The organism is Pseudomonas sp. HMSC08G10 (genome assembly GCF_001808425.1).
GTDB lineage: Bacteria > Pseudomonadota > Gammaproteobacteria > Pseudomonadales > Pseudomonadaceae > Aquipseudomonas > Aquipseudomonas guariconensis.
The window spans coordinates 129,719-154,205 of the sequence record NZ_KV793321.1 but is presented as its reverse complement, the minus strand read 5'-3'; the positions used below and the strand labels follow the sequence as shown (position 1 = coordinate 154,205).

The 24,487-nt window shown below is 61.7% G+C and carries 20 protein-coding genes; 12 read left to right on the top strand and 8 right to left on the bottom strand.

The annotated features are described in order from the left end of the window. Positions 1–154: 154 nt before the first annotated feature. Positions 155–2,419, top strand: a complete 2,265-nt coding sequence (locus HMPREF3173_RS17905; RefSeq protein ID WP_070575104.1) for a putative bifunctional diguanylate cyclase/phosphodiesterase — start codon at positions 155–157, stop codon at positions 2,417–2,419. Here the strand turns inward: HMPREF3173_RS17905 and HMPREF3173_RS17900 are convergent. Next, positions 2,319–3,206: an NAD(P)-dependent oxidoreductase gene (locus HMPREF3173_RS17900; RefSeq protein ID WP_070575101.1), complete on the bottom strand. Its 888-nt coding sequence runs from the start codon at positions 3,204–3,206 to the stop codon at positions 2,319–2,321. The two genes, HMPREF3173_RS17905 and HMPREF3173_RS17900, sit on opposite strands and share 101 nt — an antisense overlap. A 125-nt stretch (positions 3,207–3,331) precedes the next feature. Here HMPREF3173_RS17900 and HMPREF3173_RS17895 point away from each other — a divergent pair, with 125 nt between their 5' ends. Further along, positions 3,332–5,512 (top strand): hypothetical protein, encoded by a 2,181-nt coding sequence (locus HMPREF3173_RS17895; RefSeq protein ID WP_070575098.1) that lies wholly within the window; start codon positions 3,332–3,334, stop codon positions 5,510–5,512. A 223-nt stretch (positions 5,513–5,735) separates the two neighbouring features. Here the strand turns inward: HMPREF3173_RS17895 and HMPREF3173_RS17890 are convergent, their stop codons facing one another. Then, entirely contained in the window at positions 5,736–6,041 is a 306-nt protein-coding gene (locus HMPREF3173_RS17890) for a DUF2288 domain-containing protein (protein WP_043215123.1), read from the bottom strand. Positions 6,042–6,398: 357 nt separating this feature from the next. Between HMPREF3173_RS17890 and HMPREF3173_RS17880 the strand changes: the two genes are divergently transcribed. From HMPREF3173_RS17880 to nhaA, 8 genes are all read left to right on the top strand, one after another. After that, positions 6,399–7,517 (top strand): branched-chain amino acid ABC transporter substrate-binding protein, encoded by a 1,119-nt coding sequence (locus HMPREF3173_RS17880; RefSeq protein WP_070575095.1) that lies wholly within the window; start codon positions 6,399–6,401, stop codon positions 7,515–7,517. Between the two features lie 221 nt (positions 7,518–7,738). Further along, entirely contained in the window at positions 7,739–8,662 is a 924-nt protein-coding gene (livH, locus tag HMPREF3173_RS17875; protein ID WP_043215131.1) for a high-affinity branched-chain amino acid ABC transporter permease LivH, read from the top strand. Next, positions 8,659–9,915, top strand: a complete 1,257-nt coding sequence (locus tag HMPREF3173_RS17870) for a high-affinity branched-chain amino acid ABC transporter permease LivM (RefSeq protein WP_043215133.1) — start codon at positions 8,659–8,661, stop codon at positions 9,913–9,915. Before livH ends, HMPREF3173_RS17870 begins: the two co-directional genes overlap by 4 nt. Beyond that, positions 9,912–10,679: a high-affinity branched-chain amino acid ABC transporter ATP-binding protein LivG gene (gene livG, locus HMPREF3173_RS17865; RefSeq protein WP_043215134.1), complete on the top strand. Its 768-nt coding sequence runs from the start codon at positions 9,912–9,914 to the stop codon at positions 10,677–10,679. Before HMPREF3173_RS17870 ends, livG begins: the two co-directional genes overlap by 4 nt. Further along, a complete protein-coding gene (locus HMPREF3173_RS17860; protein WP_043215137.1) occupies positions 10,680–11,381 on the top strand; it encodes an ABC transporter ATP-binding protein in 702 nt (233 codons plus the stop codon). It abuts the gene before it with no gap. Positions 11,382–11,568: 187 nt separating this feature from the next. Continuing rightward, entirely contained in the window at positions 11,569–12,243 is a 675-nt protein-coding gene (locus HMPREF3173_RS17855) for a COG3650 family protein (protein ID WP_070575092.1), read from the top strand. Positions 12,244–12,346: 103 nt separating this feature from the next. Further along, positions 12,347–13,960 (top strand): NAD(P)/FAD-dependent oxidoreductase, encoded by a 1,614-nt coding sequence (locus HMPREF3173_RS17850; RefSeq protein WP_070575090.1) that lies wholly within the window; start codon positions 12,347–12,349, stop codon positions 13,958–13,960. A gap of 220 nt (positions 13,961–14,180) precedes the next feature. Further along, complete coding sequence (gene nhaA, locus HMPREF3173_RS17845) at positions 14,181–15,371, top strand: Na+/H+ antiporter NhaA (protein ID WP_070575085.1); 1,191 nt, start codon at positions 14,181–14,183, stop codon at positions 15,369–15,371. Between the two features lie 68 nt (positions 15,372–15,439). Here nhaA and HMPREF3173_RS17840 read toward each other — a convergent pair whose 3' ends face one another. Further along, entirely contained in the window at positions 15,440–15,904 is a 465-nt protein-coding gene (locus HMPREF3173_RS17840) for an outer membrane lipoprotein (protein ID WP_043213112.1), read from the bottom strand. Between the two features lie 146 nt (positions 15,905–16,050). On the opposite strand from HMPREF3173_RS17840, the gene HMPREF3173_RS17835 reads away from it, so the two are divergent. Continuing rightward, the gene (locus HMPREF3173_RS17835; RefSeq protein WP_043213111.1) at positions 16,051–16,284 is read left to right on the top strand and encodes a hypothetical protein; all 234 of its coding nucleotides are present in this window, start codon (positions 16,051–16,053) and stop codon (positions 16,282–16,284) included. Here the strand turns inward: HMPREF3173_RS17835 and pdxH are convergent. The 5 genes from pdxH to dinG all read right to left on the bottom strand — a co-directional run bounded on the left by pdxH (position 16,281) and on the right by dinG (position 23,770). Further along, positions 16,281–16,928, bottom strand: coding sequence for a pyridoxamine 5'-phosphate oxidase (gene pdxH / locus HMPREF3173_RS17830; protein ID WP_043213110.1), 648 nt, complete (start codon positions 16,926–16,928; stop codon positions 16,281–16,283). The genes HMPREF3173_RS17835 and pdxH overlap by 4 nt on opposite strands. Before the next feature lie 19 nt (positions 16,929–16,947). Next, entirely contained in the window at positions 16,948–17,925 is a 978-nt protein-coding gene (locus HMPREF3173_RS17825) for an OmpA family protein (protein ID WP_070575082.1), read from the bottom strand. A gap of 99 nt (positions 17,926–18,024) precedes the next feature. Continuing rightward, positions 18,025–19,170 (bottom strand): serine hydrolase domain-containing protein, encoded by a 1,146-nt coding sequence (locus HMPREF3173_RS17820; protein ID WP_070575079.1) that lies wholly within the window; start codon positions 19,168–19,170, stop codon positions 18,025–18,027. Positions 19,171–19,324: 154 nt separating this feature from the next. Continuing rightward, positions 19,325–21,550, bottom strand: a complete 2,226-nt coding sequence (locus HMPREF3173_RS17815; RefSeq protein ID WP_070575076.1) for a beta-galactosidase — start codon at positions 21,548–21,550, stop codon at positions 19,325–19,327. A 75-nt stretch (positions 21,551–21,625) separates the two neighbouring features. Then, positions 21,626–23,770 carry an ATP-dependent DNA helicase DinG gene (gene dinG / locus HMPREF3173_RS17810; RefSeq protein WP_070575073.1) on the bottom strand — a complete coding sequence of 715 codons (2,145 nt, stop codon included), beginning with the start codon at positions 23,768–23,770 and terminating at the stop codon, positions 21,626–21,628. A 98-nt stretch (positions 23,771–23,868) separates the two neighbouring features. On the opposite strand from dinG, the gene HMPREF3173_RS17805 reads away from it, so the two are divergent. Beyond that, positions 23,869–24,333 carry a CopD family protein gene (locus HMPREF3173_RS17805; RefSeq protein WP_043213103.1) on the top strand — a complete coding sequence of 155 codons (465 nt, stop codon included), beginning with the start codon at positions 23,869–23,871 and terminating at the stop codon, positions 24,331–24,333. Positions 24,334–24,487: the final 154 nt, after the last annotated feature.

Genomic DNA, 24,487 nt, shown 5'->3' with positions numbered 1-24,487 from the left:
AGCTTAGATCCCCGCGCTATTAAGCCAATATCCAAATGGTTGAAATCAAAGTGCCATTAATCAGGAAGGCTTAACCACTCATTTCTATACTGCTGCAGAACGGTCTCCACCGGCTTTTTTGGGGACGAGTGCGAACTCGACGAAGAGGCATGCAATGGAGTGGTTGGGACTGCAATTGTTCGCCAAGCTGCCAACTACCGGCCAGATCTTCCTGGACTGCCGCCATGACCCCCTGCTGGTTCTGCTGGCCTATGGGGTGGCCTGCATTGCCTGTTTCGCGACGCTGGACATGGCCGAACGCCAGAGCCAGAGCGAAGACCCCATGGCCCGACGGCAATGGCGTGTGCTGGGCGCCTGTTGTCTGGCCGCCGGCATCTGGGCGCTGCACTTCATCAGCACACTGGCCTTGCAGGCACCGGTCGATATTCGCTACGACGTGCCGATGACCGGCTTGTCACTGCTGATCGCCCTGCTCACCGCCTGGTTCGCGATGAACAGTCTCGATCGGGACGAAATGCATCTGGGCCATTACGTGCAAAGCGCCCTGCTGACCGGGCTGGGCATCGTGCTCATGCATTTCGCGGGGATGGCGGGCCTTAAGATCAACGCCAACCAATTCTACGAGCCCGTCCTGACGCTCCTGGCGCTGGCCGTCACCCTCGGCGCCAGCCTGCTGGTGCTGTCGATGGGACGTTTTTTCAGCCGGGGCAGCGGCACCCTGCATCTGGCCAGCAAGTACGCCGCCAGCCTGCTGATAGCAGGCGGCCTGATCGGCACGCACTTCATCAACATGGCTGCCATGACGCTGGTGGTTCCCGTCGACAGTGCCTTGCGCCTGCCTTCGGCCGACAACAGCCTGCAACTGGGCCTGACCGTCGCCTTCATTACCCTTCTGATCAGCGGTAGCAGCATCAGCGCCGCCTTGTCCGACAGAAAACTGCAGAGCAAAGAGCACGACCTGCGTCGGGTCAATGTCCTGCTCAGCCAATTGGACCAGGCGCGCGCCTCCCTGCAGCAGGCCGCCCATTACGATGCCCTTACCAACCTGGTCAACCGCCGCGGTTTCAACCAAGTCTTCGCCGAACGCCTGTGTGAACACGCCAACAGCGAAAACCGGCTGGCGGTGATGTTCCTGGACATCGATCATTTCAAGCGGATCAACGACAGCCTTGGCCACGCCGCAGGCGACGAGCTGCTCAAGGTCATCGCCGGCCACATCAAGGCCGCAACCCGTAACCAGGATCTGGTAGCCCGTTTTGGCGGAGACGAGTTCTGCATCGTCACCAGCCTCAACAACCGCGACGAAGCACGCCACCTGGCCCAGCGCATCATGCAGAGAATGAAGGACCCGATCGACCTAGGCGGCCGGCGCATGGTCATGACCACCAGCATCGGCATCAGCATCTTCCCTGATGACGGACGCACGGCCGAAGAGCTGCTCAAGAATGCTGATCTGGCGCTGTACCAATCCAAGGGTTGCGGGCGCAACAGCCTGAACTTCTTCAACAGCAGCCTGAGGACGCGCGCGACACTGGAGTTGCAACTGGAAGAAGAGCTGCGCGTGGCACTGCTCGAAGAGCGAGGACTGTGCGTTCACTACCAGCCAATCTTCGACCTGCACAATGGCCAGATCGCAAAGCTCGAAGCCCTGGTGCGCTGGCAGCACCCCCAGCACGGCCTGCTCAGCCCGGACCGTTTCATCGGTATCGCCGAAACCAACGGTTTGATCGCCGACCTGGACCTGTGGGTACTGCGCCGGGCGTGTCATGACCTGGCGCAGCTCAATCGCCACGGCTATAGCAACCTCAAGGTCACGGTCAATTGCTCGGCGGTGACCCTTGGCCGCGAGGAGTTGCCCAATGAAGTGGAAAGGGCGCTGTTCCAGGCCGGGGTGTCCGCTCGTCAACTGGAGCTGGAAGTTACCGAGAATGCCTTGATGGGCGATATCCAGCGGGTCGTCAGCCTGCTCAAGCGCATCCGCGCCCAAGGCGTGGCCCTGTCGATCGATGATTTCGGCACTGGGTATTCATCACTGGCCTACCTCAGGCGCCTGCCGCTGGACGTACTCAAGATCGATCGGTCGTTTATCCAGGACGTGCCGGGGAGCCAGAAGGATCGCGAGATTGTCCAGGCGATCATTATCATGGCCCACACCCTGCACCTGCAGGTCGTCACCGAGGGCGTCGAGACCACCGAGCAGCATGCCTTCCTCGCCGCCCACGGTTGTGATTTCCTGCAGGGCTACCTGCTCAGCCGCCCGGTGCCCCTGGCCGAACTTCAGCCGATCCTCGAGCGCCTCGACGGCCAAGCGCCAATGTTCAATCCTTGTTGCGATACAGCTCTACCAGTGTCGCCGGATCTTTTTGCAGATACCCCTGGCTACCGTGCAAGCGCATCAGTTGCGCAGCCAGGCCACTGACCGGTGTCGCCGAACCCTGCTCGCGCGAGAATTTCACTGCGGTATCCAGGTCCTTGAGTAGCGTGCGCACATGCCACTTGATCGGCTCGAACCGACTCTCAGCCATTTGAGGCGCCAGGATCTGCAGTGGCTTGGAGTCGGCAAAGCCCCCGGCCAGGGCCTCGGCGATCAGGCGAGCGTCAACGCCCGATTGCTCGGCCAGCGCGACAACCTCGGCGATGACCAGCGCGTTGCACGCCACGATCATCTGGTTGCAGGCCTTGGTCACCTGGCCTGCCCCCACACCGCCCATGTGCGTGACCCGCTGCCCCAGGGTCAACAACACTGGGCGCACGCGCTCCAGATCCTGCGCCTCGCCTCCCACCATGATCGCCAGCGTGCCGGCCTCGGCGCCCGGAGTACCGCCGGAGACCGGCGCATCCAGCCAGGCCATGCCGCACAGCGCGGCAAGCTCGGCCGCCATCTCACGGGTAGCGGTCGGCTCCAGGCTGGAGAAATCCACCAATAGCTGGCCGGCACGTCCGCCCTGGGCAATACCTTGCTCGCCGAATACCACCTCCCGCACCGCAGCCGTATCGGCCAGGCACAGCAGCACGATATCCGTGTCGCGGCACAACTCGGCGGGGCTGGCGGCTTGGCGCGCACCGGCCGCCACCAGTTCGGCGCACTTTTGCCGGTTGCGGTTCCAGACCGTCAACGGGTAACCCGCCGCCAGCAAGCGCTGGCACATCGGCAATCCCATCAGTCCGATTCCGGCGAACCCCAGCGAAGGCAATGCAGTACTCATGAACTACTCCAAGCAGACGATTAAAGAAGCATGACAAACAGACGATACAGTCGCGTAATCCCACCCGTGATGGCTAGATGACATAAATTGTCCGACGGCCCACCACCCAAGGCAAATGGCGCACTATGACCCTAACAACTACTTCTGCCAATGCGGTGCCCGAGTCGTCGATCCCCTCCCCCCTGCCCACGGGTGCCGCCCGGGACCTCGCGCCGGTGCGCAGTGTGCCCACGCAGCAATACCTGTACTACACCGAACCGGACATCCAACGCATCCTCGATAATCTCGATGGCCTGCGCGACCTGGTGTTTCCGCAGAACCTGCACGCCGAGGATGAGAACCAGCTGCGCCTGGAGCAACAGTTCCCTTCGGTGTGCTTGATCGGCCTGGGCCGCTGTGGCTCGAACATCGCCCTTGACGTGGCCGAGCTGGTCTACAACGCCCGGACATTCTTCCTCAACGAGTTCAACAATGAGGATCGGCACAAAGGCGAAACTGGCTACAGCCCAGCGCGCTGGATCCGCCAGAACCTGCGTCTGGTACAGAACAAGGCCATGAAGCCGGTGTTTCTGGTGGAGCCGCTGGTAATGCTCGGTGACCTGGACAAGGACATTGCCGGGCGCATCCGCTTCTCCCGCCAAGGCGAGCGCGGTGGATTCTTGCGTGACTACAGCAAGATGAAAATCATGGACCTGTCAGAGGTCCATGCCGGCGGGGCCGGTAACGCGCCGATACTAGGCCAGTACCTGGCCAAGATCATCCTCAACAAGGACACCCAGCGTTTCTCCAGCGCCGACTGGAAACTGATCCACTCGTACCTGATCGACTCCTGCGGCATCAAGGCCAACCAGTCGCGCCTGTATTTCTACATCTTCAGCGCCGGCGGCGGTACCGGCTCGGGCATGGCCTCGGAATTCGGCCTGGCCCAGCAGTACTCGTACATGAACAAGACCTTCGATACCAAGCCAGCCGACGAGAACGACGGCAAGAGCGGTCACTCGTTCGTCTTCGAACCGATCTTCACCAGCGGCATCTGCGTGCTGCCGAATATCTCCGACCACCGCAGCGAGATGTCCGAGGCATTGCACATCAATGCCGGGCGCCTGTTGTGCAAGTACCTGTCGGAAGAATGGGACTTCTCGTACAACTTCGATAACGAAGACAGCAGCGAAGCCAGCGTCATGGGGCGCATCCGCCCCTGGAATGCCATGATGCTCATCTCCAACGACATCATGCGCTATGCCGAGGAAAGCGACGACGGCACGATCCAGAACATCGACGTCAACGCCATGGAGAAGCACGCCAACCAGTACATCTCCCAGCAGATCTTCAACATCCTCACGGCCCAGGCCGTGACCACCGACTACGACCAGAACTACTTCCGTCGCGCCGGCATCGACATTGGCGAAACCATTCGCCTGGACGCCAACGACCTGTTCATGAGCCTGGCAGGCCCGGTCGCCATCGCCTATGCCGAGTCGGTGGTGCCGGAGCGCCCTGCGCCGGCTTCGGACAAGTTCAAGGTGTTCGAGAAGGAAAGCCCGCGGCTGGACATCGACGATCTGTTCTTCCGCTCCATCGACCTGCCGCACTTCAACAAGCAGACCCAGGCCATCGAAGGGATCAGCCTGCTGCCGATCGAATCGCGTCGTTACCGCGCGGCGCTCGAGCAATACCAAGCCTCCGGCTATGACGCCGCGGCCCTGCACGACCTGCACTTCTTCAAGAACTGCTCCTCGGTGGTGTCGATCGTGTCGCTGCCCAAGGACTACAAGCTGTCGTACATGGACCTGAACCGGCTCAAGACCCACCTCAACAGCCTGTTCCCCAACACCACGCTCAAGCGCTACGCGCTGGTCATCGGCGCATCGGCGAATCTGTCGCTGACCACCCTGATCGCCAAGAGTCCGTGCCTGTCGGACGACTTCCTGACACTGATCGTGGCCTTCATCAAGCGCTGCTTCGCGCGTACCCCGTACCGCTTCGACGACACGCTGGACAACGCCATCCTCGAATTCATCACCAGCGAGCACTTCGCCGAAGAACGCATCGACGACCTGCTCAACGAGTTCGAAAACCCGGCCAAGATCCTCGACACCAACTGGTACGCGATCAAACCGATGTACGAGAAGAAGTACCGCGAGTTGATCAACGACAAGAGCCGCTTCGTCTCGATCAACGACATCCGCCTGTCACGCGAGTGCGTGAAGAAAGCAGTGAAATACCTGCGCGAAATCTTCCGCCACCGGATAGGCAAGACTCGGGTCATCTCTCTGAACAACCATACCGGGCGGGTGGATTACTAACGGACCGCTTGGGGCCGCGTCGCGGCCCATCGCAGGCTTGGCCAGCTCCAGGGATTCAACTGGCGCTAGCCAAGGCTGAAGCGGGATGTCCATTACGCATGCCGTAAACTGTTACCGCCACGCCGAACCGCGGCGCCGTTGTTACTTGTTTCCACCTTACGTGAGCGTCAATGCGCACCCTTGTGGCGCACTGTGCGTTTTCGCGCACTAAAAACGCCCGCGCTTATTCCGGTTTCTTTACCTGGATCACGATAAACGGCGAAACGACCACCGCCCAGATCTCTGGATCGCGGCTTTGCAGGTCCAGCGCCTGCTCTGCGGTGACGGGCGCCACAGTGCCATCATTGCGCCACTTGGCGAAGATCTCGCTGCGATTCTCGGCCATCGCCTCGGCAACAGCGATCAGGTCCAGGCTGGGGTCGACCCAAATCAGGTCACCTTTGGCCCAGAAACGCTCCAATGCTTTCCACTCGATGATTGCCGTCTCGCCGAGCAATTTGGCATAGAGGGTGCTTGCTTGATCAGTCATGGGTTCCTACCGGCAGAAATGTGGCATTTGAAAAGGCCGGCATTTTTGCAGAAAAACCCGGTTTCAAATACGTAAATTGGTCGATCAGTCCCGAAGTTGTGGGGTGGGGCCAAGGATGCAGGCAAAGTAATGGCGCTTTTCTGTATCTTTGTTTCGATCAGGCGACACCCGGAGAAAGTCGCGCTTTTCGCCCGCTTTTCAAGCGCTCGAAGGGCGCTCTACACTGTACCGGTACAGTTCCGGGACATGTTCCGGGGGAAGGTAGGCTTGCGACATGGCGTGGCCATGCCGGAGCCGCCCGATCTGTAGCCCTGGCCGCCAGGACTATAAGAATTACAACAGAATGAGTGGAGCACTATGATCAAGATTTCCAAGCTGTTCGCCGCAATGGTTCTGGCCGGGGTTGCCAGCCATTCGTTTGCCGCCGACACCATCAAGATTGGTATCGCCGGCCCTAAGACCGGTCCGGTCACCCAGTATGGCGACATGCAGTTCATCGGCGCGAAAAAAGCCATCGAGGACATCAACGCCAAAGGCGGTATCGACGGCAAGATGCTCGAGGCCAAGGAATACGACGACGCGTGCGACCCTAAACAGGCCGTTGCGGTCGCCAACAAAGTGGTCAACGATGGCGTCAAGTTCGTGGTCGGCCACCTGTGCTCCAGCTCCACTCAGCCTGCGTCGGATATCTACGAAGACGAAGGCGTGATCATGATCACCCCGGCTGCCACCAGCCCGGAAATCACCGCCCGTGGCTACAAGCTGATCTTCCGCACCATCGGCCTGGACAGCGCCCAGGGCCCTGCCGCCGGCAACTACATTGCCGACCACGTCAAACCGAAGGTCGTCGCGGTCCTGCACGACAAGCAGCAGTACGGCGAAGGCATCGCCACCGCGGTCAAGCAGACCCTGGAAGGCAAGAACGTCAAGGTCGCTGTCTTCGAAGGCCTCAACGCTGGTGACAAGGACTTCTCCTCGATCATCCAGAAGCTCAAGCAGAACAACGTCGACTTCGTCTACTACGGTGGCTATCACCCAGAACTGGGCCTGATCCTGCGCCAAGCCCAGGAAAAAGGCCTGAAAGCCAAGTTCATGGGGCCAGAAGGCGTCGGCAACGACTCCATCTCGCAGATTGCCCAGAATGCCTCCGAAGGCCTGCTGGTCACCCTGCCCAAGTCCTTCGACGCCGACCCTGCGAACAAGGCCATCGTCGACGGCATCAAGGCCAAGAACCAAGATCCATCCGGCCCGTTCGTGTTCCCGGCTTACTCCGCCGTCCAGGTGATCGCTGACGGCATCAAGGCCGCCGGCACCAGCGACGACGCCGAAAAAGTCGCGGCCGAAATCCACAAAGGCACCTTCAAGACTCCGACCGGCGATCTGTCGTTCAATGACAAAGGCGACCTGAAGGACTTCAAGTTCGTGGTCTACGAATGGCACTTCGGCAAACCGAAGACCGAAGTCTCTCCCCAGTAACAGCGTGACTAGCTAACCGAAAGCCCACTGTGTGAGCAGTGGGCTTTGTTTTACGAGGTTCATGGGCCCGATTCCCGCGATCCGGGAGGGGGTTCACCTGAAAATCTTAAAACCGTCACCCGCGGTTCCCTGGCCGTGCCTGTCATCGTTGCCAAGCCCTCGATACGGGACGGGTTCACCACCCGCCAGCGAATGCAAATCAGGTTTTTAGGAGCGCTGTAATGCCTGAGATCTACCATTTCTTCCAACAACTGGTTAATGGATTGACCATCGGCAGCACCTATGCCTTGATCGCCATCGGCTACACGATGGTGTACGGCATCATTGGCATGATCAACTTCGCCCACGGCGAGGTGTACATGATCGGTTCCTACGTGGCCTTCATCGCCCTTGCGGGCCTGGCCATGATGGGTATCCATTCGCTGCCGATCCTGATGACCGTCGCTTTCGTCGCGACGATCTTCGTCACCAGTGCCTATGGCTATAGCATCGAACGGGTCGCCTACCGGCCGCTGCGTAACAGCAACCGCCTGATCCCGCTGATTTCTGCTATCGGTATGTCGATCTTCCTGCAAAACACTGTCCTGCTTTCCCAGGACTCCAAGGACAAATCCATCCCCAACCTGATTCCGGGCGCTTTCTCGTTCGGGCCGGGCGGTGCGGAGGAAGTCCTGGTGTCCTACATGCAGATCCTGGTGTTCGTGGTCACATTGGTGGCCATGACCTGCCTGACCCTGTTCATCTCCCGTTCCCGTCTGGGGCGCGCCTGCCGTGCCTGCGCCGAGGACATCAAGATGGCCAACCTGCTGGGCATCAACACCAACAACATCATCGCCCTGACCTTCGTCATCGGCGCCGCGCTGGCGGCGGTGGCGGCCGTGCTGCTGAGCATGCAGTACGGGGTTATCAACCCCAACGCCGGCTTCCTGGTGGGCCTCAAAGCCTTCACCGCGGCGGTACTGGGCGGCATCGGCAGCATCCCGGGCGCCATGCTCGGCGGGCTGGTGCTGGGCGTGGCCGAAGCGTTTGGTGCCGATATCTTCGGCGACCAGTACAAGGACGTCGTGGCGTTCGGCTTGTTGGTTCTTGTCCTGCTGTTCCGGCCGACCGGCATCCTGGGCCGTCCGGAGGTTGAAAAAGTATGAACAGAAATCTCAAACAGGCGTTCTTCAGCGCCTTGCTGGTATGGGCGGTGGCCTTCCCGGTACTGGGCCTGAAACTGAGCATCGATGGCATCAGCCTGGCCGTGCACAGCCAGGGCTCGTTCACCATCAGCATCATCGCCGTGTGCTCGGTACTGATGTTCCTGCGTGTGCTGTTCGACAAGCAATGGAACTCGGTGATGGGCCGCCGCTCGGATCGCAAACTGATCCCTCCGGCCGTCAGCAACTACCTGACCCTGCCCAAAACCCAGCGCTATGTGATCATGGGTTTGATCGTCGCGGCGCTCGTATGGCCGTTCTTCGGCTCGCGCGGCGCGGTCGACATCGCCACACTGATCCTGATCTACGTGTTGCTGGGCCTTGGCCTGAACATCGTGGTCGGCTTGGCTGGACTGCTCGACCTGGGTTATGTCGGCTTCTACGCCGTCGGCGCCTACAGCTACGCCATGCTCTCGCACTATTTGGGCTGGAGCTTCTGGGTATGCTTGCCGATCGCCGGCTTGATGGCTGCCACGTTCGGCTTCCTGCTCGGTTTCCCGGTGCTGCGCCTACGTGGTGACTACCTGGCAATCGTGACCCTCGGCTTCGGCGAGATCATCCGCCTGTTCCTGCGTAACCTCACCGACTGGACCGGCGGCCCCAACGGCATCAGCAACATCCCCAAGCCGGAGTTCTTCGGCCTGACCTTCGAACGCCGCGCCGCCGAGGGAATGCAGACCTTCCATGAGTTCTTTGGCCTGCCGTACAACTCGATCAACAAGGTCATCTTCCTCTACCTGGTGGCCCTGCTGCTGGCGTTGCTGGCGCTGTTCGTCATCAACCGCCTGCTGCGCATGCCGATCGGCCGCGCCTGGGAAGCGTTGCGCGAGGACGAGATCGCCTGCCGTGCACTGGGCCTGAACCCGACCGTGATCAAGCTGTCGGCCTTCACCCTCGGCGCGTGCTTCGCAGGTTTCGCCGGTAGCTTCTTCGCCGCCCGTCAGGGTCTGGTGACACCGGAGTCGTTCACCTTCATCGAGTCGGCGATCATCCTCGCCATCGTCGTGCTGGGCGGCATGGGTTCTCAGCTGGGCGTGATCCTCGCGGCCATCGTGATGATCCTGCTGCCGGAGCTGATGCGTGAGTTCAGCGAGTACCGGATGTTGATGTTCGGTGCCCTGATGGTGTTGATGATGATCTGGCGTCCGCAGGGCCTTCTGCCTATGCAACGTCCCCATATGGAGCTGCGTCGATGAGCCGCGAAATTCTGCAAGTCAGCGGCCTGAGCATGCGCTTCGGCGGCTTGTTGGCGGTCAACGGCGTGGGCCTGACCGTCAAGGAGAAACAAGTGGTGGCGCTGATCGGCCCGAACGGCGCCGGCAAGACCACCGTCTTCAACTGCCTGACCGGCTTCTACAAGCCCAGCGGTGGCACCATCCTGCTCGATGGCCAGCCGATCCAGGGCCTGGCCGGCCATGAGATCGCTCGCAAAGGCGTGGTACGGACCTTCCAGAACGTGCGTCTGTTCAAGGAAATGACCGCCCTGGAAAACCTGCTGATCGCCCAGCACCGCCACCTGAACACCAACTTCTTCGCAGGCCTGTTCAAGACCCCGAGCTTCCGCCGCAGCGAGAAGGAGGCCATGGAGCGCGCACAGTACTGGCTGGAGAAGGTCAACCTGACCGAGTTCGCCAACCGTACCGCCGGGACCCTGGCCTACGGCCAGCAACGCCGCCTGGAGATCGCCCGCTGCATGATGACCCAGCCACGGATCATCATGCTCGACGAACCAGCCGCCGGCCTGAACCCCAAGGAGACCGAGGACCTCAAGGCCCTGATCGCCTACCTGCGCGAATCCCACAACGTGACCGTGCTGCTGATCGAGCACGACATGAAACTGGTGATGAGCATTTCCGACCACATCGTGGTGATCAACCAGGGCACACCCCTGGCCGATGGTACGCCGGAAGAAATTCGCGGCAACCCTGATGTGATCAAGGCCTACTTGGGGGAGGCGTAAATGCTGAAGTTCGAGAACGTTTCCACCTTCTACGGCAAGATCCAGGCGCTGCACAGCGTCAACGTGGAGATCAACCAGGGCGAGATCGTCACCCTGATCGGCGCCAACGGCGCCGGCAAATCCACCCTGCTGATGACCCTCTGCGGCTCGCCCCAGGCCCACAGCGGCAGCATCAAGTACCTGGGTGAGGAACTGGTCGGCCAGCCCTCCTCGCACATCATGCGCAAGAGCATCGCGGTCGTGCCGGAAGGCCGCCGTGTGTTCGCCCGCCTGACCGTGGAGGAGAACCTGGCAATGGGCGGTTTCTTCACCAACAAGGGCGATTACCAGGAGCAGTTGGACAAGGTTCTGCAGCTGTTCCCGCGCCTGAAGGAACGCTACGTACAGCGAGGCGGCACCATGTCCGGTGGCGAGCAGCAAATGCTGGCCATCGGCCGGGCGCTGATGAGCAAGCCCAAGCTGCTGCTGCTCGATGAGCCTTCTCTGGGCCTGGCGCCGATCATCATCCAGCAGATCTTCGACATCATCGAACAACTGCGCCGTGACGGCGTGACGGTGTTCCTGGTCGAGCAGAATGCCAACCAGGCGTTGAAGATCGCCGACCGCGCCTATGTGCTGGAGAACGGCAAGGTTGTGATGCAGGGTACCGGTGAAGCACTGCTGGTCGACCCGAAGGTGCGCGACGCCTATCTGGGCGGCTGATCGACCTACGATTGAAAAAGGGCCTTCGGGCCCTTTTTTCATGCCTGAAAGGCAGGCGCCTCATTCACCAGGCATGCCCTCGCGTTTTACCCGCGAACGAGCCGGCACAATCAACCCCACGCTTGTGATAGACGTCCAGCCTGAGTAACGTGGCCAGCTCTTTTGCAACGTTTTCGGAGCCCGCCCCATGCGTCTGACCCCTCCCCTGCTGCTCGTCACCCTGCTGCCGCTGTTCGCCGGCTGCCAGCTCATGGCGGACAAGCCGGTCGATCCGAATATCGGCACCACCCGCATGCAGGGCGAGCTGAGCGCCGGGGGCGGCCAGTTGCTGTTCAAACCCTGCAATGAAGCCCGCCGTTTCGTGGTCAGCGATGCTGCCGGCACCGGCATCCTGCAGGAGGCTGCCAATCTGGCCGACGACGCAGGCGACAAGCTGTTCGCCGATGTGCGCGGCAGCCTGACCGGCACCAAGCAGGCCAACAACGACGGCCGTCTGGAAGTGCAACGCCTGTATCGCCTCGAACCTTCCGCACAGGCCTGCGAAGACCCCAACTTCAAGCAACTGACCCTGCGCGCCGACGGCCACGAGCCGGACTGGGCGATCAAGGCCAGCGGCAAGGGCATGGTGCTGGAGCGTGTCGGCAAGGACCCACTGCCCCTGCCTTACCTAGAAGAGCAGATGCCTGGCGGTGGCTTGAGCCTGTCCAGCGAAGCCAATGGCCAACGCATCGAGCTGTGGGTCGCCCCGCAACGCTGCATCGATGGCGCCACCGGAGCTGTTCGCCATCTGCGCGCCGAGCTGCGTATCGATGGCCAGACACTGCAAGGCTGCGGCTACTACGGCGGTGCCCGCGACAACTGATCACCGGGGCGCTTTTATCCTCCAGTCAGGAAGGCTAACAGCTTATACTTGGCGGTTTGTGTAAAGCCGCCGGCCGCCCATGGCCGGGATACTGGACCCTGCCATGCTACGAATCACCGAACTGAAGCTGCCCCTGGACCACTCTGATGAAGCCCTGCGTGACGCGATCGTCGAGCGCCTGGGCATCACCGATGAACAACTGCTCAGCTTCACCCTGTTCAAGCGCAGCTACGATGCCCGCAAGAAGAACAGCGAAATGCTGTTCATCTACACCATCGACCTGGAAGCGAGCAACGAAGCGCAACTGCTGCGCAAGTTCGCTGACGATCGCAACATCGGCGTTGCCCCCGATATCAGCTACAAGTTCGTCGGTCATGCACCTACCGACCTGCAGGAACGGCCGATCGTGGTCGGCTTCGGCCCTTGCGGCATCTTCGCAGGCCTGTTGCTGGCGCAGATGGGCTTTCGCCCGATCATCCTGGAGCGTGGCAAGGAAGTACGCCAGCGCACCAAGGACACATGGGGCCTGTGGCGCAAGAGCGTGCTCAACCCCGAGTCCAACGTCCAGTTCGGTGAAGGCGGCGCCGGCACCTTCTCCGACGGCAAGCTGTACAGCCAGATCAAGGATCCGAACCACCATGGCCGCAAAGTCCTGGAAGAGTTCGTCAAGGCCGGTGCGCCAGAAGAAATCCTCTACATCAACAAACCGCACATCGGCACCTTCCGACTGACCGGCATGGTCGAGCAGATGCGTCAGGACATGATTGCCCTAGGCGCGGAAGTCCGCTTCGAGCAAAAGGTCACCGACCTGCTGATCGATGACGGTCAACTGACCGGCGTGGTCTTGGAGAGCGGCGAACAGCTACACTCGCGCCATGTGGTCCTGGCCTTGGGCCACAGTGCTCGCGATACCTTCCGCATGCTCCATGCCAAAGGCATCTACATGGAGGCCAAGCCGTTCTCGGTCGGCTTCCGCATCGAACACCCGCAGTCACTGATCGACAAGGCGCGCCTGGGTAAATATGCCGGGCACCCGAAGCTGGGCGCTGCCGACTACAAGCTGGTGCACCATGCCAAGAACGGCCGTTCGGTCTACAGCTTCTGCATGTGCCCGGGCGGCACCGTGGTCGCCGCCACCAGCGAGCCGGGCCGAGTGGTCACCAACGGCATGAGCCAGTACTCGCGTAACGAGCGCAACGCCAACTCCGGCATCGTTGTCGGCATCGATCCGGAGCGCGATTACCCGGGCGGCCCGCTGGCGGGTATCGAACTGCAGGAACGCCTGGAGTCCCATGCCTACGTAATGGGCGGCAGCAATTATCAGGCGCCTGCGCAGTTGGTAGGCGATTTCGTCGCTGGCCGTCCCTCTACTGAACTGGGCAGCGTTGAACCTTCCTACAAGCCAGGTGTGACCCTGGGCGACCTGGCGCCGAGCCTGCCGGACTTCGCCATCGAGGCCATCCGCGAAGCGCTGCCGGCGTTCGATCGCCAAATCAAGGGCTACAACCTGCACGACGCCGTGCTGACCGGCATCGAGACACGCACGTCCTCGCCGGTGCGTATCACGCGAGGTGCGGACTACCAAAGCCTCAACCTAAAGGGGTTGTTCCCGGCAGGTGAAGGCGCAGGCTATGCCGGCGGCATCCTTTCCGCAGGCGTCGATGGCATTCGTATCGCCGAAGCCGTGGCACGGGACATGCTCGGTCTCGATGCCTGACTCAGATGGAAACGAGGGCTGCAGCACAGCCCTCAACTGGGTTCAAAGATCAGAAAGAACCCTCACACCTGCCAGACTTTTTCCATCACTGTGTCCGGCAAAAGCCCTTTAGGCTTCGCAGATCGAGCCGTAAAAACCTATAACAAAAGCGCAGGGCGTTTTTGTTCCAATACCCCACGCCCCCACGCTAGGGTGTACGTCTTTTCATCCGAGCCCGTTCATGGAGACCCGTCAGGCCGTGCGTACCCTCATTACCCGTTTTCTCCAGCTGGAGGCCGCCGGAGGCCTGCTATTGATCGCCGCGGCGGTCCTTGCCCTGATCATCAACAATTCTCCCCTTTCGTATCTGTATGGCGGCCTGCTCGACGTGCCGGTCGCCGTGCAGGTCGGCGCCCTGCAGATCGCCAAGCCTCTGCTGCTGTGGATCAACGATGGCCTGATGGCGCTGTTCTTCCTGCTGATCGGTCTGGAGGTCAAGCGCGAAGTCATCGAGGGACAGTTGTCCAAACCTTCCCAGGTGATCCTCCCGGCCACCGCAGCCATTGGCGGCATGGTGGTGCCCGCGCTGATCTATTGGCTGATCAATCGGGACAACCCAGCTGCCATCGCCGGCTGGGCCATTCCCACCGCCACCGATATCGCGTTCGCCCTGGGCGTGCTGGCGCTGCTCGGCAAGCGGGTACCGGTGTCGCTGAAACTGTTCCTGATGACCCTGGCGATCATCGACGACCTGGGCGCCATCGTCATCATCGCCCTGTTCTACTCCGGTACCCTGTCGAACGTTTCGCTGATGCTGGCGGGTGCTTGCCTGCTGACCCTGCTGGCGATGAACCGGCTGGGCGTGATCAAGCTGACACCCTACCTGCTGGTAGGCCTGATCCTCTGGGTCTGCGTGCTCAAGAGCGGCGTCCACGCGACCCTAGCCGGTGTGGCCCTGGCCTTGTGCATTCCATTGCGCACTCGCCACGCCGCCTCCTCGCCACTGCTGCGACTGGAGCACGCCCTCCATCCCTGGGTCGCCTATGCCATCCTGCCTCTGTTCGCCTTTGCCAATGCCGGTGTCTCTCTCGCGGGCATGAACCTGGACAGCTTCACTCATCCGGTTCCCATGGGTATCGCCGTCGGCCTGTTGTTGGGCAAGACGGTCGGCGTGTTCGGCCTGACTTGGCTTGCGGTCAAGCTGCGCCTGGCTGCGCTGCCTGCTGGCGCAAACTGGGGGCAGGTGCTGGGTGTTGCGATCCTGTGTGGCATCGGCTTCACCATGAGCTTGTTCGTCGGCTCCCTGGCCTTCGTACCTGGGGACAGCGAGTTCGCCGGCATGGACCGCATGGGCATTCTGACCGGCTCCCTTTTCGCGGCCCTGATCGGTTACGCAATGACTGCGATGGCCAGTCGCAAGCCCATCAACTGAACACTACGGCAATAAAAAAACCCCGACCGGCGTAAACCGAGTCGGGGTTTTTGATTGCCATAGAACGATCAGTGCGTCACACGGCTAGTGCCATCGACGGTCATGATGCGCACGCGCTCACCCACACGGAAGATTTCGTTCTGCTGCACTTGCTGCACATAGGCACGCATGCTGCCGTCGTCTTCACGAACGGTGATTTCCACACCCTGGGTGCGGGTCAGGCCTTCTTCGGCGGCGGAGCCTGCCAGGCCACCGGCCACGGCACCGATCACGGCGGCGACGATGCTGCCGCGACCGCCACCAATGGCGCTACCCGCCACGCCGCCGACCACGGCACCTGCACCACCACCGATCGGGGTCTTGGTGCCTTCGATTTTCACCGGACGCAGGGACTCGATGGTGCCCATACGCACGGTCTGTACGCGACGGGCCTCATCTCGGGAATAGCTGTCGCCGGTCAGACTGGAAGCACAACCGCCGAGCAGCAGCGACATGGTGGTGAAACTCGCCACCAGCAAAACGGATTTACGCATGGGAAACTCTCCATAAGTCAGGTGTCCATTAGACCCCGCGCGTTGATGACTGTCACGACACAGACGTTACAAATTTGCTTTTATTCAGCTTCAGTACAGCCTGCACACCCCATTGCGGGCTCGACTATCGAAAACCAAGGATAGCCATGGATTACTTCATCGTCGTTGTGGTGACTGTTACAGGCCTGTACTTCCATTGGTGGCTGTACGTGCGCATGCGCCGCTGGATGGACCGCGACCTGGCCTTGTCGCTGGCGGGCGAGGACCCGGTCAAACGGGCCTACATGCTTGATTGCCTGGAGCAGGCGCGGGGACAGAAGATCAAGCGGAAGGAACTGGCAGCCTGGCTTGAACGCCAGGCCGCCGCTTACACAGGTTAAGGCGCCAGGCGCTCACGCAGCCACTGACCCTCTACCCATCGATAGTTCAAACGATCATGCAGCCGGCTGGCGCGACCCTGCCAGAACTCGATACGCTCAGGCAGCAGGCGATATCCCCCCCAATGCTCGGGGCAGTGGGGCTGAGTATCGGAGAATCGCGCCTCGGTAGCCTTGACCAGGCCTTCGAGTTCCTCACGACCGGCAATCACTCGGCTCTGCGGCGAAGCCCAGGCCCCCAGGCGACTCCCCAGCGGACGCACCTGGTAATAGTCATCAGACTCCTTGGCCGTAACCTTTTCCACCCGCCCCTCGATACGCACCTGGCGTTCCAGCGCCGGCCAGAAAAACGTCATGGCAGCGTATGGATTGGCCAGCAGTTGCTGGCCTTTGGCACTGTCGTAGTTGGTGAAAAAGGTGAAACCACGCTCGTCGAGCCCCTTTAGCAACAGCACCCGGCAATGGGGACGCCCTTGCTCATCGACAGTGGCCAGGGTCATGGCGTTCGCCTCAACCGGTGCCTGCTCGGTCTTCACGGCTTCGCCGAACCACTGGTGGAACAAGGCGAACGGCTCACCCGGTGCCTGGGCTTCGGCCAGGCCATCACGGGTGTAGTCGCGCCGCATATCGGCCAGAGATTGGGTCATGACTGCGTTTCCTTGACGATCAGTTGGTCTTCGCAGAGGCTACTTTCTTTTCAGTCGTGGCCTTCTTTGCAACCGGCTTGGCCGGTGCGGCTTTCTTCTTCGCAGTGGCTTTGGCAGGAGCCTTGGCCTTGGCGGCTGGCTTTTTGGCGGCCGGCTTGGCGGCAGCCTTCGCCGCAGGCTTGCCGGCGGCTGCCTTGGCTGCAGGAGTCGGAGCGTCCTGGGTGGCAACCATCGACGCAGGCGCAGGTGCAGGCGCTGCCTGTTGGTACTTGGCCAGCAGCGCAACCATGGTGTTCTGTGGGGTCAGCAGCATTTCAACGCGGCGGTTCAGAGCGCGGCCTTCGGCGCTGTCGTTAGCAGCACGTGGCATTACCGAGCCCATGCCCTTGAGGGTCAAGCGGTCACGCTGCAGGCCGCTGAGGCGGAAAATCGCCGATACCGAAGCTGCGCGCTCCAGGCTGAGCTTCTGGTTGGCTGCGGCGGCGCCGCTGGTGTCGGCGTGACCGAGAATCAGCACGGCGGTCTTGGGGTCGGTTTCGACGGTCTTGGCCACGCGAGTGATCGGGCCCAGGGTCATCGGTAGCAGCATGTTAGGGCGATCCGGGTTGTAGGAGCCGTCCACGGGGATGGTCACCGCGAGCACGTTGTCACGGCGTTCCAACTCGAACTTGCTGTCTTTGATGGCTTCACGCAGCTTTGGCTCGTATTCATCGAGCCAGGCCTGGGTGGCTTTCTGGTCGATCTTGGGTGCAACCGGGCCCTTGGCCTGCTTGTCATCCCCGCCAAACGGCCACCACCAGCGGCTGCCGCTCTCGGACTTGGCATCGGCCTTGGCCACCTTTTCAGTCACGGCTTCCTTCACTTCCTGCTCGGCCACTTTGTCCGAGCCGAACGGCCACCAGCTGTGGCCTGCGTCGCTCGACGCATTTTGCGAATGCTGGGCACAGCCGGTAACGGCCAGGCACAGAGCGAGTGCTAAGGTTTTATGTGAAGACATCAGCGATACACCATGAAATAGAAAGAAATTTTGCCAACACACATCAGGCGTTGGCATTGAGGATAGTCAAAGGGCCTGGGCATTACCCGCACTACCCGATCAAAGGCAAGTGCCAAGAACGCGTACCAGCTTCTGGGCACGAGGGTCCATAAGCACATAGGGGCCCAGCGTATTGGTCACGAAACCAAAGGCTACGTCGTACTCCGGATCGGCAAATCCGACCGAACCGCCGGCACCTGGGTGACCAAAGGCCCGGGCGCCCAATCCGAACGTCGCGTTGGCCACGTCGGGCTGGTCGAGCATGCAACCCAGGCCGAAGCGTGTCTGGGTCAACAAGGTTCGGTCCTGGCCAAGGCTGTGCTCACGGGTCAGCTCATCGAGCAGTTCCGACTCCAGCAAGCTGCCGTCGAGCAGGCCGGCGTAGAAGCCTGCGAGGCTGCGGGCATTGCCATGGCCATTGGCCGCTGGCTGCTGCATGCGTCGCCACTCAGGTTTGTTGGTGCTGGTGAGAATGGCCGGCGGATTGGTGAAGGCACGAGTGGACAAGGCTTCAGGCTCACGCAAGGTTACCTGGAGCAGGCGCTGGGCCGCAGCATCGCCGGGGTTGCCCTTGCCACGGGCGATGTGCGCCACGCGATGGAACTCTTCGTCGGCCAGACCGACATGGAAATCCAGCCCCAGGGGACGAGCCGTACGGGCGACGATCGACTCGCCTGGGCCACGCCCATCGACACGCCGGATGAGCTCACCGATCAGCCAGCCATAGGTGATAGCGGCATAACCATGCTCGGTGCCCGGCGTCCACCAGGGTGCTTCGGCTGCCAAGGCATCGACCATGGTTTGCCAGTCGTAAAGCGCCTCAGCCGGCAGCAGTTCACGAATGGCCGGTAGGCCCGCCCGGTGGCTGAGCAATTGGCGTAATGTCACGGACGCTTTGCCGGCCTGGCCGAACTCGGGCCAGTAGCGCACCACAGGAGCGTCCAGGCTGAGCTTGCCCTCTCCGACCAGTTGCAGCGCGGTGACAGCAGTGAAGGTCTTGGTGCACGAGAACAGGTTGGCAATGGTATCGCTGTGCCAGGCCTCACGGCCGTCCTTGTCGGCACTGCCGGCCCACAGATCCACAACGGTTTCGCCGCCGACTTGGATGCACAGTCCCGCACCACGCTCCTGGGGATCGTCGAACAACGCGGCGAAGGCTTCGCGCACCGCCTCGAACTTCAGCTCATAGTGACCCTGGATCTGCACCCGACAGCTCTCCGTACGACTCATCTCAACGAAAGTCGTGCATTGTTCCAGTAGTTGGCCAATTTGCAAACTGAATGTGGCCGGATGGTCATGCGTGGCACGGGGCCGCTACGCTCTATTGTTACTGCCATACAGCCGCATAGCGGCACTACCCTCAGTGCACAGGCTGCTCCAGGCCTTTGCGTAGGTGCTCGAGCGCCTGCTGGTTGCTCTTGCGCACCGCCTCCACAAACCCCGGATACGGCACGTCGGTAATGGCGACCAGGCCAAGGTGGCCGTTTTCCCCATCGAGCAGGCGCCCGCTGGCCGGCTGATCAAGGTACTGGAACCAGTGCGCACCGACGATCATCGGCTGGGCCAGAGCCGCCTTGAGGAAGTTGCCATAGGCCGGCCCACGGTCCTCTTCCCTTGCGACCTCCACCGGCCCCGGCCAGAACGGTCCACGATCGCGCGAGCCGAACTGGAACTCCGAGACCAGTACGGGCTTGTCCAGTTCAGCCAAGCGGGCGAAGTCATAGCCGTCCTCAGGCTTGAGGGTATAGAAATTGAAGCTGAGTACGTCGCAGAACTCGGCGCAGGCCTTGACCGCCTCCGGGGTGCTCACCGCATATCGACCGCCCAGCAACAGGTGGTTGGGGGCATGCCATTTGAGCGCGTCGGAGATGGTCTTGAAATACGTCTCGGCAAATACCTGCTGGAAGTACTGGTAGTCGCGCTCGATCTCGGGATGCTCGGGGTTCGGCAAAGGCGCTTCGAAACCAGGGTCTTCCATCAGCTCCCAGGCCTGCAGGTCGATGCCCCAAGCCTTGGACAAGCCTTGCTGGTTGCGGTACTTGTCGCGCAACTGTTTGAGGAAGGCGCGCTTGGCCGGCACATCGGTCGTCAGGCGCAAGGTGCCGTAAGCCAGGCCATAGCGGGCCTTGGGGTCTTCGCCAGGGGCCGCCCAGGCCAGTTCGTTGTCAGCGAAGTAGCCAATCAGCCATGGGTCATCACGGTGATCCCGAGCCGCGATGGCGACCGCACGCTCGGTCGCCATGGCAAAGCGCGGGTCGAATGGGTCGGGCATGCGGCCCCACCAATCCATGCCGGTGCTGATGCTGGTGTAGTCGCCGACGATCGACAACGGCAGGGTATAGGGTATCCGCCGAGCCTGCCCCAGCGCCGGCTCGCTCCAGTTGCCCAGGGTGTTGAAGCCCCAGGCCTGCAGCCGGTCCAAGGTATGGGCCTGCCAGCGTGCAGCATCCAGGGTGGCTGGTGGGCACGGCACCGCTGGGCTTGCCGGACAAGGCTCGCCATAGGTGCGGTACAGGTTGGCTGCATAGAAGTCGAACCAGCGACCTTGCTTGAAATTGCGCCCCTGCGATGAGGCATTGCCATCGTCGTTGTTACCCTGCCCATAGAAGGCTGCCAGCGGTTCACCCTCGCCAGGCAAAGCCTTGAACATGCTTTCGCGGCCCGCCACATAAGTGCGCCCGCCATCGGTGGCCACTGCATTGACGCCCAGGGAATAGAACGCGTGCCCATCCGGCGTCACTAGGTACCAGCGTCCGTCGCGCTTCTCGGTTCGAAAGAACCCTTTGGCTTCGAATGCCGGCCCGGCCAGCAGCCCCCCATAGGCATCGAGCTGTTGCTTGCCGCGGGCATCAAGCCAGCCCTTGAGCTGCTGCTGCTCACGTCCTCGGGCGGCTTTCAACTGCTCATCACTGGTGATTTTTTCAGGCCATCGCCCGCGCGTAGACTGGCCGTAGGCGTCGAGCAGCCCTTCGTAGGCGGCCGTGAAGACCTGGTCATCGTCCTGGATGCCGACCCTCTCGATCAGCAGGCTCTGGGCCACCTTCGGATTAGGGATGCTCAGGCTGACGCCAACCACCTGCGCAAGATCCACCTCCCCTGCACTGCTCGCGAGCAATACGCGCTGCCCCTCATACATCCAGGGCATCGGCGGCCCGGCGCGCATGCCCTGGCTCAATGGCGAACGGGCCCGCAAAGGCACCAGCACCGTCTGCGCAGGGCCCGCAGGTAGGTCGATACGGCTGCTCAGGGTGCGACCGTCGCTACTCTGCACCGTTACGTCCACAGTCAATGCCCAGTCCATGGCGCTTTGCAATCGTAGGGTCAGGGCCTGGCCGGCTGACCAGTCCCAAGCGCCATTCTGCGGGCTCAGGCGCAAGGTCGGCTGCTGCACTGGGTTGAACACCACGCGCCGCAGCACCTCGCCTTCGGTGGTCTGCTCGGCGTTATATTGCGGCATATGGGCATCGGTTGTGGTCACATTGACCACCGCTGCCGGACGCACGAAGCTGAACAACGTCTGCTGCCCGGCCAGCAAGGGCGAGCTGAACAACAGGGCGAGAACGGCAGGCAGGGTGCGGCGGATCATAGGGTTGAAGCTCTCCTTCAGGACCATGGGTCCGTGACAGGTAATGAACAGCAGGTCGCAGCCGAGCCGCGACCGTCAGGAAATTTCCCGCCGGAACGGCGGCAGCGCATTGAGGATAGCCTTGCCATAGCGCTGGGTGACCAGGCGACGATCGAGCAACGTGATCACGCCGCGGTCCTGCTCGGTACGCAGCAGGCGCCCGCAGGCCTGGATCAAGCGCAGCGAGGCGTCGGGGACGGCGATCTCCATGAAGGGGTTGCCACCACGGGCTTCGATCCACTCGGCTAGGGCCGCTTCGACCGGATCGTCCGGTACGGCGAAGGGGATTTTGGCGATGACCACGTGTTCGCAGTAAGCGCCGGGCAGGTCGACACCCTCGGCAAAGCTCGCCAGGCCGAAAAGCACACTGTGCTGGCCGTCATCTACGCGCGCCTTGTGCTTGTTCAGAGTTTCCTGCTTGGACAGGTTGCCCTGGATGAGCACCAGCTTGCGCCAGTCTCGATCCAGGCCATCGAACACGTCTTGCATTTGCTTGCGCGACGAGAACAGCACCAACGCGCCACGGGCCTCCTCGAGCATGCCCGGCAGTTCGCGGATGATGGCTGCCGTGTGTCCCGGCACGTCGCGCGGGTCGGCTCCCAGGTCAGGGACCCGCAACAGGCCTGCATCGCCGTGCACGAACGGACTGGGTACGACACAGGTGACCGCATCGCGTGGCAGCCCCGAGCGCATGCGGAATCGATCGAATTTGCCCAGGGCAGTGAGGGTCGCGGAGGTCACCAAGGCGCCATGAGCGACGTTCCACAGGCTGCGACGCAGCATTTCAGCAGCCAGAATGGGGCTGGCGTTGACCTCGATGTCGAACAGCGCACCACTTTCGGCAAGTGTGAGCCAACGCGCCATGGGCGGGCTGTCTTCGGGGTCCTCGGCGGTAAAGGCGGTCCATAGCTCCCAGTTGCCCTGGGCACGGGTCACCAGGCTGCCGAACAGCGGGTACCATTCCTCGGCCTGATGACTGGCGATACCGATGTTGACCTCACCGTCCATGCCTTCCTTGAGCAGGTCGGCCAGCCGGGTGAACACATCATTGAGACGGGCGAAGCCTTTCTTCAGCTCGATCCCAACCTCGCGAATCTGCTCCGGCACCACACCGCCCTCGAAGCGGTAGCGTGGACGCTCCCGGCCTTCCATGTCTTCACCGGGACGGAAATCCGCGACCTGCTCGCACAGGGTGAACATGAACTGTTGCTGGGTACGCACTTCCCGCGCCAGTTCCGGCACTTGTTCGATCAGCTTGCCCAGGTCACCCGGCAAAGGATGCTGAGCCAGGAGCTTGGTGAGGTTCTTGGCGGTCTGTTCCAGCCAATCCGCGGTCGAGCGCAGCCGCGAGTAATGGGCGAAGTGGCCAATGGCCTTGTCCGGCAGGTGATGGCCTTCGTCAAAGACGTAAATGGTATCGCGCGGATCGGGCAATACGGCACCGCCGCCCAGGGCCAGATCGGCCAGGACCATATCATGGTTGGTGACGATCACATCGACCTTGCCCATACCCTCACGGGCCTTGTAGAACACGCACTGCTGGAAGTTCGGGCAGTGGCGCCCCGTGCATTGGCTGTGGTCGGTGGTCAGACGGGCCCAGTCCTGGTCCTCGAGTGCCTCGGGCCAGCTGTCGCGGTCGCCGTCCCAGCGGTTGCCGGCGAGCCGCTCGATCATGCTGTTGAACAGCTTCTGGCTCTTTTCATCGACCTCGATGCGGAAGCCCTCTTCCTCGAACAGCTGCGCCGTGGCCGATTGGGCATGCCCCTCCTGCAACAGGATGTCGAGCTTGGACAGGCACAGATAGCGGCCCCGGCCCTTGGCCAGGGCGAAACTGAAGTTGAGCCCGCTGCTGCGCATCAGGTCGGGCAGATCCTTGAAGACGATCTGCTCTTGCAGGGCGACGGTTGCTGTGGCGATCACCAACCGCTTGCCGGCAGCCTTGGCGGCGGGAATGGCGGCCAGGCTGTAGGCGACCGTCTTGCCGGTACCGGTACCGGCCTCGACCGCGACCACGGCGGGCTCGCCTGCACGGCGTCCTTCATCGTCACAGGCGATGTCGCCGAGCACCTTGGCCACTTCGGCGATCATCAGGCGCTGGCCGTAGCGGGGCTTTAGGCTCTTGGCTTCGAGAAAACGCGAGTAGGCGCCCTGGATGGTGGCTTTGAGTTCGTTGCTGATCATGGTCTGCAGGCGCCCGGAGGGCTGGATAAATTTTCAGTGTTTCGCATGGGCCGGCTATCATACCCCGCTATTGCCCTTTATGCCGCATGGAGATCCGGATGCTTGCCTTTGCCCTGCCCTACACATTGCATGTCCTCGCGGCCCTGGTTTGGGTCGGCGGTATGTTCTTCGCCTGGCTGGTACTGCGGCCAGCGGCGGTTTCAGCCCTCGAAGGGCCTGCACGACTGAAGTTGTGGGTGGAAGTTTTCCGACGGTTCTTCCGATGGGTCTGGCTGGCAGTGGTCATTCTTGCGATAAGCGGTATCGGGATGTTGCACCTGCGCTTCAATGGCTTCGAGACCGCACCGCGCTACATCCAGGTGATGATTGGGGGTGGGATTGCCATGTTTGCGTTGTTCATGCGGGTTCAGGCGCTGTTGCTGCCACAGCTGCGGGCGGCAGTGACGGCTGAGGACTGGGCGACGGGGGCTGGCGTGCTTGGGCAGATTCGTCGAATGGTCGGGGTTAATTTGCTGTTGGGGATTTTGGTTGTGGTGGTGGCCAGTTCGCGGGTTTTGGTTTGAGGTTGGGCTTGGGCTTCTCCGGCTAGCGGTGCAAGCCTCCATCTCGCGACTTCGGCTCACGCCGAAGGGCATTGCGCGCCTGCCCTACAGAAACCTCCACGCGGCCTTGAGGTCGCCATTGGTAGCGCCTGGACTATCGCACAGCACAGAACCT